At 60.7% G+C, this 14,008-nt stretch carries 12 protein-coding genes and 1 tRNA gene; 7 read left to right on the top strand and 6 right to left on the bottom strand.

Features of this window, described 5'->3' with window-relative positions; translation table 11 throughout:
• The coding region (locus SE92_RS31760) for a carboxyl transferase domain-containing protein (RefSeq protein WP_502686800.1) at positions 1–633 on the bottom strand (633 nt) is incomplete at its 3' end.
• 141 nt (positions 634–774) lie between these two features.
• On the opposite strand from SE92_RS31760, the gene SE92_RS31755 reads away from it, so the two are divergent.
• The 3 genes from SE92_RS31755 to ribB all read left to right on the top strand — a co-directional run bounded on the left by SE92_RS31755 (position 775) and on the right by ribB (position 4,643).
• Complete coding sequence (locus tag SE92_RS31755) at positions 775–2,181, top strand: helix-turn-helix domain-containing protein (protein ID WP_063202421.1); 1,407 nt, start codon at positions 775–777, stop codon at positions 2,179–2,181.
• A 488-nt stretch (positions 2,182–2,669) separates the two neighbouring features.
• Entirely contained in the window at positions 2,670–3,296 is a 627-nt protein-coding gene (locus SE92_RS31750) for an Lrp/AsnC family transcriptional regulator (RefSeq protein ID WP_063202419.1), read from the top strand.
• A 270-nt stretch (positions 3,297–3,566) separates the two neighbouring features.
• On the top strand, positions 3,567–4,643 hold the full coding sequence (gene ribB, locus SE92_RS31745; RefSeq protein ID WP_063202417.1) for a 3,4-dihydroxy-2-butanone-4-phosphate synthase: 1,077 nt from the start codon (positions 3,567–3,569) through the stop codon (positions 4,641–4,643).
• Positions 4,644–4,906: 263 nt separating this feature from the next.
• Here ribB and SE92_RS31740 read toward each other — a convergent pair whose 3' ends face one another.
• Positions 4,907–5,731 carry an AraC family transcriptional regulator gene (locus SE92_RS31740; RefSeq protein ID WP_063203865.1) on the bottom strand — a complete coding sequence of 275 codons (825 nt, stop codon included), beginning with the start codon at positions 5,729–5,731 and terminating at the stop codon, positions 4,907–4,909.
• A 94-nt stretch (positions 5,732–5,825) separates the two neighbouring features.
• On the opposite strand from SE92_RS31740, the gene SE92_RS31735 reads away from it, so the two are divergent.
• From SE92_RS31735 to SE92_RS31720, 4 genes are all read left to right on the top strand, one after another.
• Positions 5,826–6,722, top strand: coding sequence for an FUSC family protein (locus SE92_RS31735; protein WP_063202416.1), 897 nt, complete (start codon positions 5,826–5,828; stop codon positions 6,720–6,722).
• Between the two features lie 213 nt (positions 6,723–6,935).
• Entirely contained in the window at positions 6,936–7,907 is a 972-nt protein-coding gene (locus tag SE92_RS31730; RefSeq protein WP_198172832.1) for an FUSC family protein, read from the top strand.
• On the top strand, positions 7,907–8,125 hold the full coding sequence (locus SE92_RS31725; protein WP_063202412.1) for a DUF1656 domain-containing protein: 219 nt from the start codon (positions 7,907–7,909) through the stop codon (positions 8,123–8,125). Before SE92_RS31730 ends, SE92_RS31725 begins: the two co-directional genes overlap by 1 nt.
• A complete protein-coding gene (locus tag SE92_RS31720) occupies positions 8,122–9,069 on the top strand; it encodes an efflux RND transporter periplasmic adaptor subunit (protein WP_063921236.1) in 948 nt (315 codons plus the stop codon). The genes SE92_RS31725 and SE92_RS31720 overlap by 4 nt, the downstream gene beginning before the upstream one ends.
• Before the next feature lie 57 nt (positions 9,070–9,126).
• On the opposite strand, the gene SE92_RS31715 is transcribed toward SE92_RS31720, so the two are convergent.
• The 4 genes from SE92_RS31715 to SE92_RS31700 all read right to left on the bottom strand — a co-directional run bounded on the left by SE92_RS31715 (position 9,127) and on the right by SE92_RS31700 (position 12,997).
• Positions 9,127–9,202: transfer RNA gene (locus SE92_RS31715), tRNA-Lys, on the bottom strand.
• A 180-nt stretch (positions 9,203–9,382) separates the two neighbouring features.
• Complete coding sequence (locus SE92_RS31710; RefSeq protein ID WP_157095771.1) at positions 9,383–9,988, bottom strand: Spy/CpxP family protein refolding chaperone; 606 nt, start codon at positions 9,986–9,988, stop codon at positions 9,383–9,385.
• Between the two features lie 195 nt (positions 9,989–10,183).
• Positions 10,184–11,188 carry a TRAP transporter substrate-binding protein gene (locus SE92_RS31705; protein WP_063202408.1) on the bottom strand — a complete coding sequence of 335 codons (1,005 nt, stop codon included), beginning with the start codon at positions 11,186–11,188 and terminating at the stop codon, positions 10,184–10,186.
• Positions 11,189–11,434: 246 nt separating this feature from the next.
• A complete protein-coding gene (locus SE92_RS31700; protein WP_063202406.1) occupies positions 11,435–12,997 on the bottom strand; it encodes a 2-isopropylmalate synthase in 1,563 nt (520 codons plus the stop codon).
• Positions 12,998–14,008 lie beyond the last annotated feature (1,011 nt).

Raw genomic sequence — 14,008 nt, 5'->3', positions numbered from 1 at the left:
GCCGAGCTCTTCGGCCGTGACGACCTCGTTGGTGACGGTCTTCACCACGTCAGGGCCGGTGACGAACATGTAGCTGGTGTTCTTCACCATGAAGATGAAGTCCGTCATCGCCGGCGAATAGACGTCGCCGCCGGCGCAGGGGCCCATGATGACGGAGATCTGCGGGATCACGCCCGAGGCGAGCACGTTGCGGCGGAACACGTAGGAATAGCCGGCGAGCGCGGCGACACCTTCCTGGATGCGCGCGCCGCCCGCGTCATAGAGGCCGATGATGGGCGCTCGCGCCTTCATGGCCATGTCCTGCAGCTTTGTGATCTTCAGCGCGTGGGTCTCGGACAGCGAGCCGCCGAACACCGTAAAATCCTTGGCGAAGACGAACGTCTTGCGGCCGTTGACGGTGCCCCACCCCGTCACGACGCCGTCGCCGGGCACCTTGGTCTTCTCCATGCCGAACTCGGTGGAGCGGTGCTCGACGAACATGTCGAATTCCTCGAACGATCCCTTGTCGAGCAGGAGCTCGATGCGCTCGCGCGCGGTCAGCTTGCCGCGGGCGTGCTGCGCCTCGATGCGCTTCTCCCCGCCGCCGAGCCTGGCTCCGGCGCGACGGTGTTCAAGGGCTTCAACGGTCGAGATCACGGAACTCTCCTCGGTGGCCTGCCGTAGGGCGAACCTGCTTCTCCCGCCGATACACGCACAATATCAGCCTTGAGAAGGCTTGAAGACGCACATTTGCACATGCTACAATTTTGCGAATAGAAAATAGCAAAGTTGCAAATGGCAGGCAAACTCTTCATCGGGCGACGATTCCGCGAGGTGAGGGAGAACGAGAAGCTGACCCAAGCGGCATTCGCTGCGCGGCTCGGAATTTCCCTCAGCTATCTGAACCAGATCGAGAACAATCAGAGGCCGGTTTCGGCCTCTGTCTTAGTGCTTCTTGCGGAACGCTTTCAGATCGACCTCAGCTCTCTGTCCGTGAATGACAACGACAGGGTCATGTCGATGCTGACGGAAGCGCTGGCCGATCCGATCTTTGCGCCCTACGCGCCGAACATCCAGGAACTGAAACTCGTCGTTCAGAACGCGCCGGGTTTTGCGCAAGCGCTCCTCAACGCTCACCAGGCGTATCGACGAAACAGCGAACAGCTTGCAAGTCTCGACGGCCAGATCGTCAACTGGGCTGGCGAACCGACGGCTTACGAAGAAGTCCGCGATTTCTTTCATCTGGTCGATAATTACGTCCACGAGTTGGATACAGCGGCTGAGGCCCTCGCCGGGCGCCTCAGCATTCCCGACAGCAATACGACCACGGCACTGGTCAACCACCTGGACTCCCGGCACGGGGTGCAGATACGCCAGAGCGGGCCCCACGAAACGTCGTTGCGGCAATTCGATCGTGCATCCCGCACCTTATTGCTGAGCCCTTACCTTCCCACGCCAACCCGAAATTTCCAGATAGCGCTCCAAATCGCCGCCCTCGAGGAGGAAGAACGCATTCGCCAGATTGTCGACCAAGCGGCTTTTCGATCTGCCGATGCGCGGAACGTTTGCGCGGCCGGACTGCGTAACTACTTCGCCGGCGCTCTCATTCTGCCCTATCAACGATTTCTGCAATCCGCTCGAGATCTACGGCACGACCTGGAGCTAATCGCCACCAGGTTCGGCGCGAGCCTCGAACAGGTCGCCCATCGATTGTCGACCCTGCAACGACCGGGCTTCAAAGGCGTGCCCGTCTTCTTCGCTCGGCTGGACCGCGCCGGAAACATCACCAAGCGACATAGCGCGGCAAAGCTGCAATTTGCACGTTACGGGGCGGCATGCCCGCTCTGGAACGCCCATCAGGCGTTCGAGGCACCCAGCCAGATCATTCGGCAACTCGCCGAGACGTCGGACGGCGTCAGATTTCTCTGTATTGCAACCGAACTTTCGAAAGGCCGGGGCGGCTTCGGCTCGCCGCGCCCCCGATACGCCATCGCGCTAGGATGCGAAGTCTCCTACGCAAAGGATTTCGTCTATGCGGACGGGCTCGACCTGGCGAACAAGGGTGCCTACGACCCAATCGGCATCTCTTGTCGGATCTGCGAGCGCAGCAGCTGCCCTCAGCGAGCGATTCCTCCGCTTAACAGCAAGCTTAAAATCGACCGGGATCGCAGGGATATATTGCCATACCAGATTTCGAGCTAGACCGTCGCGAGAGGCAGTACCGACCGCAAGATGACCATTCTTGCTTGCCGCGCGACGGTGTTTCGGCCCTAGGAAAGCCGCGAGCGAAGGGGCGTTGACTTTTCACTTTGCTACGATGGACGGAACACCTGTTTCGAGGCGCCAGCACGATTAGCAAGCCGGATGGCCGGTCATTAGGGCGATGCACATCACGATATCGGTGGTGAAGGCCGCCCATCATTCCATAGCAGAGCAATGCAGGCGAAGAGCGATTGCTGATTCTGCAAGCGCATTGCTCAGAGCTTTGGCAATTGGCAGACCCTTCGAAAGTCGGCGTTTGGCGCAGGCAAATAGATTGTCCGTTTTTCGATATAAGTCGTCATTTTATCGAAATTCTACGTCCCCGGGCAGCGGTTAGCATTCGTTTCATCGAGATGTCATCACGCGAGATAACGCGAGGGGCCGGGCCTCGATGCATTGATGAACGCTTGCCCACAGGAGGAACCGACATGACAACGACGGCTCTGGATAGGATCGATATCAAGATCCTGAACGAACTGCAGCAGAACGCCAGCTTAACCAACGTAGAACTCGCTTCCCGCGTCAATCTCTCACCATCCCCCTGCCTTGCTCGAGTGCGCACGCTCGAAAAACTGGGAGTCATTGACAGGAGAATTGCCGTGTTGGACCCGGCAGTTCTCGGTATCGGCGTCACTGCCTTTATACAGGTTAAGCTTGAAAAGCAGGTCCAACCGTCCCTCGACAGCTTTACTCGCACGATAGATCGCCTGAGTGAGGTGATGGAGTGCTATTTGATGACGGGGGATAGCGATTATCTCCTTCGAGTCATGGTGTCAGACATTGAGGCTCTTGAAGACCTCATCGTGAACAAGCTCTCACGTATGCCTGGTGTTTCCAGCATTCGATCAAGCCTGGCGTTGAAGCGGATCTCTTACAAGACGGTGCTCCCCATCGACGCAAACCGTCCCGTTCAGATCAAGTCGAGCAACTTGGCTTCCAAGCGCATAGAGAGACCCGCCAAACCTCAGTATGATGCGCCAGCTCAGGCTCGGCTCGACGGCGGAATGAACATTGAGAACTCGCGAGTCTTTGCCCACAGCACAGCAGGACTTTAGCGCCGAGCAATACACGGTGTCAGAAGCGACTATAGAACGTCTCCGGTCACGGGCATCGGACGGTCCATCCGTCGGAGGCCAACATCGATGAATGAAAGGGGATGTGGAGCGCCGACCTGGTGTCCGTCTCCGGATCTATAAAGACCTCCACCGGCTGGGCTCAAAAGTTTCTGTTTGCCTTACGGAATTCGATCAGCGGCGGCGGCACGCCAAAGCGAACGCGTCGAGCACGCCTTTGGCAATTGAGCGGACAAACGCACTGAGGGACACATGACTGGGTCGATTTATGCCGCCCTGAAAGCATTCTCCGAAGGAGAGATCGTCGTCGTCACGGACGACGATGATCGAGAAGGCGAAGGAGATCTCGTCGTCGCAGCATCGCTTTGTTCAACCGAAAAGATGGCGTTTATTGTCCGCCACACCTCCGGAATCGTCTGCGCGCCCATCACGTCCGAGCATGCGCGTCGATTGAGACTGGATCCCATGGTCATCAACAACGACTCCAACCACACTACCGCTTTCACGGTATCGATCGATTACAAACCTGATGGTGGGACCGGGATCTCAGCTGAGGAACGTGCATCCTGCTGCCGAGCCCTGGCTAACCCCAACGTTGGCGCAAGCGACTTTGCACGCCCAGGCCATGTCTTTCCTCTTATTTCGAATGAGGGCGGCGTGCTGATGCGGTCGGGTCATACCGAAGCTGCGATCGACCTGTGCTTGTTGACCAGACTGGCTCCGGTCGGAGTCATTAGTGAGCTGATGAACGACGACGGGTCGGTGATGAAGGGCTCGCAAGTTCGGGATTTCGCAGCCAGGCACGCTCTGAAGCACGTAACGATTGCTGACATCATCGGCTTTCGGCGGGCGCGTGAGAAGTTGGTTGAAAGGGTCTCAAGTGTGACCGCCGACAGCGCGATTGGCCCGTTGCAGGGGTATTCATACCGTACGCGGTTCGATCCGATCCACCACGTGGCATACGTGTATGGTGAGATCGGCGACGGTCAAAACATACTAACGCGATTTTACAAGCCTAACATCATGCGGGACATGTTCTCGGGACAGGCCCAAGCGAAGATGAACGTTGTTCTGCAACGCTTTAAGGAGAACGGAAGTGGTGTGCTCATCTATCTAAGAGACGGCGCAGCTGGTGTTCCACCGGAACCCCCGCTCCCATCGTCCTCCTCTGAAGAGCACCGAGATCGGCAGTGGCGCGAGATCGGCGTTGGGGCGCAGATATTGCGAGATCTTGGCATAACCTCCATCCGCCATCTGACATCGTCTACCCATCTATTCAAAGGGCTTGCGGGATTCGGCATCGAGATCATCAGAAACGAGCAACTCTGATTGACTTGAAGAGTCACACAGCAGGCAGCGCTTTCGCGACCGCGCTGTTTCGCTCAGACGGCGAGGGACACGCAACCTCCACGCTATCAACCAGGAGACCAAGAGACGCTAGTCGAAGCTGACGTCAGTAGACGAAGTCCCGGTCATGAGAACGGAACGGGGCGATCGCCAATTGCCGGTCCTCTTTACGAGCAGCGAAATATCGCGCGCTGGTCCTTCGAACGATCCATGACGGCGAGCGGCAATTCAGAACGCCAGCTTGTCTAGCTGAAATGCACCTCGGGCGCCCGTTTGCCTCGCTCGACACGATCGGAGAAATACCGCGCCGGCGATTTGCCGAGCGCTTTCTTGAACATCGTTATAAATGCGCTGACGGAGTCGTAGCCGAGAACCTCGGATACAGATTGCACGGAATGCCCCGCCGATAGTCGCTGAAGCGCAATGATGATGTGCAATTGTTGGCGCCATCGACTGAAGGTCATGCCGGTCTCGGCGACGACGAGGCGCATCAGGGTTCGCTCTCCTAACGCAATCGCCTCGCTCCATTCTGCCACCGTGCGGCGATCCGCCGGGTTTTCCAGGAGGGCATCTGCAATCGCACGCAACTTCGAATGGCGCAAAACCGGCAGATGCAGCTGCTCCGTCGGCATCTCGATGAGTTCGTTCAGCAAAACCGCGACGAGAGGAGCCGTCGGACCTGTCTGGTCATAGAGGGGCGCCAGCGTCGCCAGTCGATGAATCACTTCATGCAGCAGAGGCGTGATCGACAGCGTGCAGCACTCCTGCGGAACAGACGCCGCATTCATATCCACGTACAGGAAGTAGATGCTGGCGTTGGCAGTCGCGCGGTTGCTGTGCGGCATGCCGCCGGGGATCCAGACACCGCAGCGCGGAGGCACCATCCAAAGTCCACTCGGAACCTCGCAAGTCACGCCGCCCCGTTGGGCCAAAACCAACTGCCCCTTCCGATGTGTGTGGATCGGAACTTCGTCCTCTCTCTCTTGCGTGTCGACCATGAGCGCGACCGCTGGACGGTCGAGCGAGTCCGGATCCAACTCGCGAAAGGACTGAAGGAGAGAGCCGCGCATTGTCATCTTTTAGCAATTTTTTGGTAAAGTAACGAAATTCCTGGAGGGTCGCAAGTTCTACCGTTCGGCTGCCTGTCAGACCCGGAAGTCGACCATGACCCGATCGCTCCTCTCCCGCGTTTTCGGAGACGCCATTTTTCCCGGCGCCTTCGACCCTCGATGGGCGCTATTTTCGGCCAATTCGTTCATCGCGGCGATGCTCGCAATCTACCTGGCGTTTCGCCCGGGCCTGCAGAGGCCCTACTGGGCGATGCTCACTGTCTATCTTACCGCCCAACCGCTCGCCGGTGCCGTTCGCTCGCGAGCCGCTTACCGCGTGCTCGGTACTCTGCTCGGCGCCGGCGCAGCCGTGGCGCTTGTCCCATTGCTGGTCGATCAGCCATCGTTGATGACGCTCGCCATCACGAGCTGGGCCGCGTTGTGTCTGTACGTTTCCCTCCAGGATCGCACTCCGCGCAGTTACGCCTTTTTGTTGGCGGGATACACCGCCACGACCGTCGCGTTCTCGAGCGTCGCTGCTCCACACCTGGTGTTCGAGGTCGCTCTGGCCCGCGTCGAGGAAATAGTGCTCGGCGTCTGCTGCGCAACTGCTGTTCATACTCTGCTCTTTCCAAGTGACGTCACCGGCGCCCTGATCAGGTCCATCGATGCAGCGGTTCGCGATGCCTCCGCTTGGACGGCAGAGGTCTTCCTCGAGCACGCGCCGACCAAGGGCAAGGCGATACGCTGGCGGCTGGCTTCGGACGTGACGCAATTCGAAGTCCTGTCAACCCATCTCCGTTACGACACGGCAGCAGGGAAGCCGCAGAACTGGACGATTCGGGCGCTGCAGGACAAGTTCGCGCTCGTCCTTCCTATGCTCACAGCGATCGAAGACAGGTTGGATGCGCTGGGGGAGCGGCGTCCCCCTGAACTGGATCAGCTTCTCTCGAGACTGGGCCAATGGGCGCGCGCGCTCCCGCTACATCGCAGCACCATTCACAAGAGCTGATGCGCCTCTGCGCAGAATTCGAGGTCATACGTCCCGCACAGGATAGCGAATGGGATGCGCTTCTCATATCCAGCCTGATCGCCAAGTCATCTGCGATGATCGAGACTTTGGCCGCGATCGTCGAGCTGAATGCGGTGATCCAAGGATCCCAACCTGCCCCATACCTGACCAGCTTTGAGTCCAAAGTCCACCGCGCCAAGAGACCCCTTCATCGTGACCAGGGTCTTGCAGCGTTATCCGTCGTGGCTTTTTTTTGCAGCGGTCCTCGGCTGCGCTGCAGTCTGGGTCGCTACGGCTTGGCCGGAAGGCGGCTTGGCCGCGCAAATCGCCGCGATCGCCGCAGCGCTCTACAGCAGCCTCGACGATCCCGCACCGACGCTGATGTCCTACACACTTTGGACCATTGCGTCGCTGCCGATCGCAGCCATCTACCTCTTTGTCATCTTCCCCGCCATCGATGGGTTTCCGATGCTGGTGGCTTCGCTGGCCCCGCCGTTTCTTGTCATCGGCTATCTACAGGCCAACCCGCGTCACATTGTCAAAGCGTTGGCTCTCGGCCTCGGCCTGATCGGGGCGCTCGATCTGCAAAACAGGTATCTGGCAGACTTCGCTTCGTTCGCTAACGTCAATACAGCGTCGCTCATCGGCCTTCTTTCGGCATTCCTCGCGGTTCGCGCATTTCGCTCTGTGACCGCAAAGCACGCCGCCAAACGCCTGATCCGGCACGGCTGGGTCGATCTGGCGATCCTCGCACGTGCCCGCGGACCGATGGATCGAGAACGTTGGGTGGGCCTCATGCTGGACCGCCTCGGCTTGGTCGTTCCGCGGTTGGCCCTGTGCGGCGCGGACGTCGAAACGGAAGCCGGCCGCTCGCTTGCTGCCCTGCAGATGGGACTGGATCTGCTCGACCTGAAATCGAGCGTGGCGAACGCGAACGACCAGCGGAGTGAGCGTCTCGAAGGTCTTATTGTCAAACTATCGAACGCCTTCCGATGGTTTGCATCTGGGAATATCGAGCTTCCTCCCGAGGAAGCGCAGGCATTGCGCGCGACCATTGATACCGAACTTGGCGAATACTGCAGATGGGACGCCGCAATCCAGCGAACAAGACGAACCGCGCTAGTCGGTTTACGTCGCGCCCTGTTTCCAGATGCACCAGCTCCTACTTTCGACGGAACGACGTGATGACTGAAGAGATCAACGTCGCGGGTGTGTTCGTACCGACTTTTGTCGTCGCCTGCATCTTCGCACTCGGGCTCGGGATGGCACTGGCCGCAACGCTCAAGCGCGCTGCTTCATTCGAGATCAAGAGCTTCGCATGGCACCCGGCGCTATTCGATTTCGCAATCTTCGTGATTCTCGTCGACATCTGCTACGCGTTACTTGGAAAGTTTCTGTCATGACTACCAGGCGTTCGATCCCTCGCATTGCTGTTACTGGCCTGGTCGCCGCAGTTGCGGCGCCGATTGCCATCAACTTGTGGGACCATTGCGAGGAGGCTCCCTGGACGCGTGACGGCCACGTCCGAGCTGACGTCGTCGCCGTGGCTTCGGACGTCTCCGGGCTGGTCGAAGAGGTTCTGATCAAGGACAATCAGGCGGTTCGCAAAGGTGACGTACTCATCCGGCTGGATCCGCAGCGCTTCCGCCTAGCCGTCCAGCAGGCAGAAGCTGTGGTCGCAAGCCGCGAAGCCGTGCTTGAACGGGCCTCGAATGACCGTACTCGCTATGAAAAGCTTAGCGACGGCGTTGTCTCTCAACAGCAGCGCGAGGCGGTCCGCGCGGCTGACCTCCAGGCCAAAGCTACCTACAATCAAGCGCTGGCGGATCTGGAAGTCGCGCGTCTTAACCTAATCCGATCAGAAATCCGCGCGCCGGTGAATGGTCGCGTAACGAACTTTGATCTCCGGCCGGGCACCTATCTGCCGGCGGGGCGAGGCCTAATGGCCTTGATCGAAACCGATACGATGCGTGCGGAAGGCTACTTCGAAGAAACAAAGCTCGCGCGCATCCACGTGGGCGACCCCGCCGACGTCATCCTGATGGGGGGCTCGACGCTGAGGGGAGAGGTCGAGAGCATCGCCCGCGGAATTGATGATCGCGAACGGAGTTCCGGTGCGAGCATGCTGGCGAACATCAATCCGACCTTCTCGTGGGTCCGGCTTGCACAGCGAATTCCAGTACGGATCAAGCTCCGTACGAAAAATAATGCGGATGAATTGATCGTTGGGCGGACCGTGACAATTCAGATCGAAAGCGACAATAGTCCCAATCCAACGATCACGACAATGCTCTGGTCACGCATCTTGCGTCTCTTGCGTTCAGCAGCGATACCGGAGCGCTTTTGAAGACGCAGCAGCATCGGCCGTCTCAAGCGGTTTTTCCCGCTAAGTCCTTGAGGGTTATGGTGGGCGCACCAGGGCTCGAACCTGGGACCCGCTGATTAAGAGTCAGCTGCTCTACCAACTGAGCTATGCGCCCGAAAGGCCGGTCAAAGCCTTGCGAGGCCGGTCGTTTAGCAAAGCGATCCGGGTCTGGCAAGCGATCGGACGCAAGTTTTCCAAGGTTCTTGCACAGCCCCCGAAAAGCGAAAAGCCGCTGGATTCCAGCGGCTTCGCCAAGGTTAATCCCGGGGCTGATCCCCGCAAAAGCCCGCTTCGTTCAGAGCCGGCCCTCGCGGTCGCGGCCCTCGCCGCCGTCGCGGTCGAAACGGTCGTGATGGAAGTGCTCCATGCCGCGATCCATCATGCGGCCCATGCCACGTTCCATGAAGTGGCGCGGGCCGTCCTCGCCGCCGCTGAACGGGCCGCGGTGACGGGTCAGCACGGCGAGCCGCCGCTTCTGGCCGTCGTCCAGAGTCTTGTAGAGCGGGTCGGCGGCATCGGCGATCTTCTTCAGGGCCGCGGAGCTGGCGCCCATGTCCTCGGCACGCTGGCGCAGGCGGGCGATCGGATCCTCAGGCTTGTCGGCGTCCTTTGCAGCGTCACCGGGACCGGCATTCATCCGCGCATTGGCGCGGTCGATGCGCAGCTTGGCGAAGTCGCGCACGGCGGCCTCGACCGGCGGCCACAGCTTCTCCTGATCGGCGTTGAGCTTCAGCCCGGCATGGACGGCGGCGATCCGCGCGTCGACGAACGCGGCGCGGTCTTCCGGGTTCATGCGGAAGTGGCGGGCGTGCTCCATCAACGGGCGATGAAATTGGGCATAGACCGCGCCCGAGCCGGCGATGCTGAGCACGGCGATGGCGGCGATGGTGAACTTCCTCATGACGTACCTCCTCTGGAAGGATGCCATGAAGATGGGCGCGGTGCGGCTGACACGCAACTTACAACTTGGACAGGGAACGCGTCCTTACCAAGATGTAACGCGCGATTTTACCTCCCGCCGCACTCGGAAATCATTCGCAACAACAAGGCTTCCGTGCAGCGCGCACGGAAGCCTTCGTTTCATCGTTCGTAACGATCAATTCGTGGCGCTCTTGGCCTCTTTCAGGAATTCGTCGATCAACGGCTGGCCGATGCGGCCCGCGGCGTCCTTGTAGACCGGCTCCATCGCCTTGCGCATCGCCTCGTTCTGCTCCGCCGTGAGCTTGATGATCTCGCTCTTGCCGCTCTTCTTGATCTCGGCCAGCGCGTCGTCGTTCTCCTTCTGCGACTGCGCATTGCCGAACTCGGTCGCTTCCTTCATCGCCTTGGTGAGCGGGTCGCGGATGTCGGCCGGCAGATCGTCCCAGAACTTCTTGTTCACGATCACGACGTAGCCGATGTAGCCGTGATTGGTCTCGGTGATGTACTTCTGCACCTCGTGCATCTTCTGGGTATAGATGTTCGACCAGGTGTTCTCCTGGCCGTCGACCACGCCGGTCTGCAGCGCCTGGTAGACTTCCGAGAATGCCATCACCTGCGGCAGCGCGCTGAGCGCCTTGAACTGGGCCTGCAGCACGCGCGAGGACTGGATGCGGAACTTGACGCCTTGATAGTCGGCCGGGGTCACCAGCTTCTTGTTGGCGCTCATCTGCTTGAAGCCGTTGTCCCAATAGGCAAGGCCGGTGATACCCTTGGCGTCCAGCAGCTTGAGCAGCTTGGTGCCGAGCGGACCTTCCGTGACCTTCCGCAGCGTCTTCAGGTCGGGCAGGATGTAGGGCAGATCGAACACCTCGAACTCGCGGATGCCGAGCGGCCCGAACTTGGAGTTGGAGGGCGCCAGCATCTGCACGCTGCCGAGCTGCAGCGCCTCGAGCTCTTCCTTGTCCTTGTAGAGTGTCGAGTTCGGGTAGACCTCGACCTTGACCTTGCCGGCGGTGTATTTCTCGGCGAGCTCCTTGAACTTCTCCGCAGCCTTGCCCTTCGGCGTGTCGGTGGCGACGACGTGGCTGAACTTGATGATAACCGGCGATTGCGCCGATGCCGGCCCGGCCAGCCCGAGTGCCAATGCCGCAATGGACGCGGCGATCGCGAAGGTGCGCATGTTCTCTCCCTGCTTATTTTCTGAGCCGCCCGGCGCGCGGGCGGCTGGTCCTCATGCCGGCAGTATCAATACAGGCCGCCGGCTTGCGCTGCTATTGGCCGTTAGCAGGGCAGCTATTCACGCTCGCCGCGAACGCAACCGCACTCCCGCTTGCAGAACCTTCCCACGCCCTGCGCGGGACGATGCTTCGCATCGCCCGGGACAAGTCGGCCTCTCCCGCAAGCGGGAGAGGCGAAACAAGCCGCGTCAGCTCGCCGCAGCCGTCGTCACATTGTCGCGCTGGCGCTTCATGACGATCTTGTTGAGCGCGCCGAGATAGGCCTTGGCCGAGGCCACCAGCGTATCCGGATCCGCCGCGCGCGCCGTCATCGAGCGGCCGTCCTGCGACAGCCGCACTGACACTTCCGCCTGCGCGTCGGTGCCCTCGGTGACGGCGTGGACCTGGTACAGCTCCAGCTTGGCCTCGTGCGGGACCAGGCGCTTGATGCAGTTGAACACCGCGTCCACCGGACCGTTGCCTTCGGCCTCCTCGATCTTGATCTGGCCGTCGACGTCGAGTTTCATGGTCGCGCGCTGCGGGCCATGGGTGCCGGCGATCACGGTCAGCGAGGTCAGCTTGATGCGGTCGTGGGAGGCCGCCATGTTCTCGTCGACCAGCGCCTCGATGTCCTCGTCGTAGATGTCCTTCTTGCGGTCGGCCAGCGCCTTCATCCGCGTGAACGCATCTTCCAGCTGGTTGGGGCCGAGCTTGTAGCCCATCTCTTCCAGCTTGTGCACGAAGGCGTGGCGGCCGGAGTGCTTGCCGAGCACCAGCGAGGACTGTTTCAGTCCGACCATTTCCGGGCGCATGATCTCGTAGGTGGAGGCGTCCTTGAGCACGCCGTCCTGGTGGATGCCGCTCTCATGCGCGAACGCGTTCCGACCGACGATCGCCTTGTTGTACTGCACGGGGAACGAGGTCGCCGCCGACACCACCTTCGAAGCGCGCGTCAGTTGCGTGGTGTCGATCTTGTTCCAGTACGGGAATTTATCGTTGCGCACGTTGATCGCCATCACGATCTCTTCGAGCGCGGCGTTGCCGGCGCGCTCGCCGATGCCGTTGATGGTGCACTCGACCTGGCGCGCGCCGCCGACGATGCCGGCCAGCGAGTTCGCCACCGCCATGCCGAGATCGTTATGGCAGTGCACGGAGAAAATCGCCTTGTCCGAGTTCGGCACGCGCTCGATCAGCGTCTTCATGAAGTGGGTGTATTCCTCCGGCACGGTGTAGCCGACGGTGTCGGGGATGTTCACCGTGGTGGCGCCGGCCTTGATCACGGCCTCGACGATCCGGCACAGGAAATCCATCTCGCTGCGGGTGCCGTCTTCCGCCGACCATTCGACGTCGTCGATCTGGTTGCGGGCGCGGGCCACCATGGCGACCGAGGTCTCGAGCACTTCTTCCGGCGTCTTGTTCAGCTTCACCCGCATGTGCAGCGGCGAGGTCGCGATCACGGTGTGGACGCGGCCGCGCTTGGCGAACTTCACCGCCTCGGCGCAGCGATCGATGTCGGCCGGATGGGCCCGGGACAGGCCGGCGATGACGGAATTCTTGGAGCGGCGGGCGATCTCGCTCACCGCTTCGAAGTCACCCTGCGAGGTGATGGGGAAGCCGGCCTCGATCACGTCGACACCCATATCGTCCAGCAGCTCGGCGACCTCGAGCTTTTCCTCGAAGGTCATGGTGGCGCCGGGGCACTGCTCGCCGTCGCGCAGCGTGGTGTCGAAAATGATGACGCGGTCCTTCTCGGACTTGTTCACGGTGGCCATTTCAAATTTCCTTTTGAGCTTTTGCGCCGTTCAGACCGTTTCGTCCCTTGGCGCTTGAGGTGTCCGGTGATTCTCGACCAACCCCTGAGCGCCCAGGCGCATGGCGCCCAGCCGGCCCTCAGGGGCAGCTAAGAAGAAGCCCGCCAATCAGGAGGGTGGGCAGCAGCGCGGCCGGGATCGTGGCGGCGGCCAGAGCCACCTCCCCCGAAATCCCCTCGATTTGGCCGCGAATCAGCATTGCCAGACCCTTTTGAGCCCACAAATCCTCGGCCAAAACCGTTGACGGTTGGTTGCCGGGAGGCCCAGTGAGGTCGTTTCTAGACGAGAAATGGCAGCAACTGCAACGCCAAAAGATGGTCAAGGGGGCTGACCTGGTTGGGGGGAGGTCTCCGTGTCCCGGACAAGCTGCAGCGCGCAAGCGATGCGGCGCAGAGCTGGGACCCAGAGGCGGCCCGGCAAGCGGCCAGGATGGGCCCCGGCTTCGGCGGACAAGTCGCTGCGCTCGCAATGACGGAGTTTGACGCAAGCGCATCGCTCTTCCCGCGAGCATCGCGCTTGCAGACATGCCTTTTCGGCCTCGCGGCGCGTTTCGCCCGAGCTTTGCTTCATCTTCGCACCCTCAAATCCAAGAGGGCGCAGGGAAGGCCGGGTGCCGACAGGCACCCGCGGTCCGCTGCGCGAAATGCACACGCAGGAAGAACCGCACAGCAGCATACAGGTGACGCCGATCACTCGGCCTTCCCTGCGCAGTGGCTGGACGGCTTATGCCGTGCTCTCCCGGGAGCCGAACTTTCCTTTGGCCTCCCTCGCCGTTCGAATTGGATGATGCCGTCCACCCGGTTGGGCTCGCGCACATCTTCGATCCGGCTTGACCGTAGCAACGACGGCCAGGACCACACGGTTTTGCCGTACGCACGGCCCGCCATGTCGCCGCAGTATTTCCGGCCCTGTCGACGAAGCCGGAAACTTACAGACGAGACGAAGCCTAGCAGCGCCGTCGTCCGCACGCGG

Source organism: Bradyrhizobium sp. AT1 (assembly GCF_001590795.1).
In the GTDB taxonomy this organism is placed as follows: Bacteria; Pseudomonadota; Alphaproteobacteria; order Rhizobiales; family Xanthobacteraceae; genus Bradyrhizobium.
Note: the sequence above shows the minus strand (reverse complement) of the source record. Positions and strands in the feature narration are given on the sequence as shown.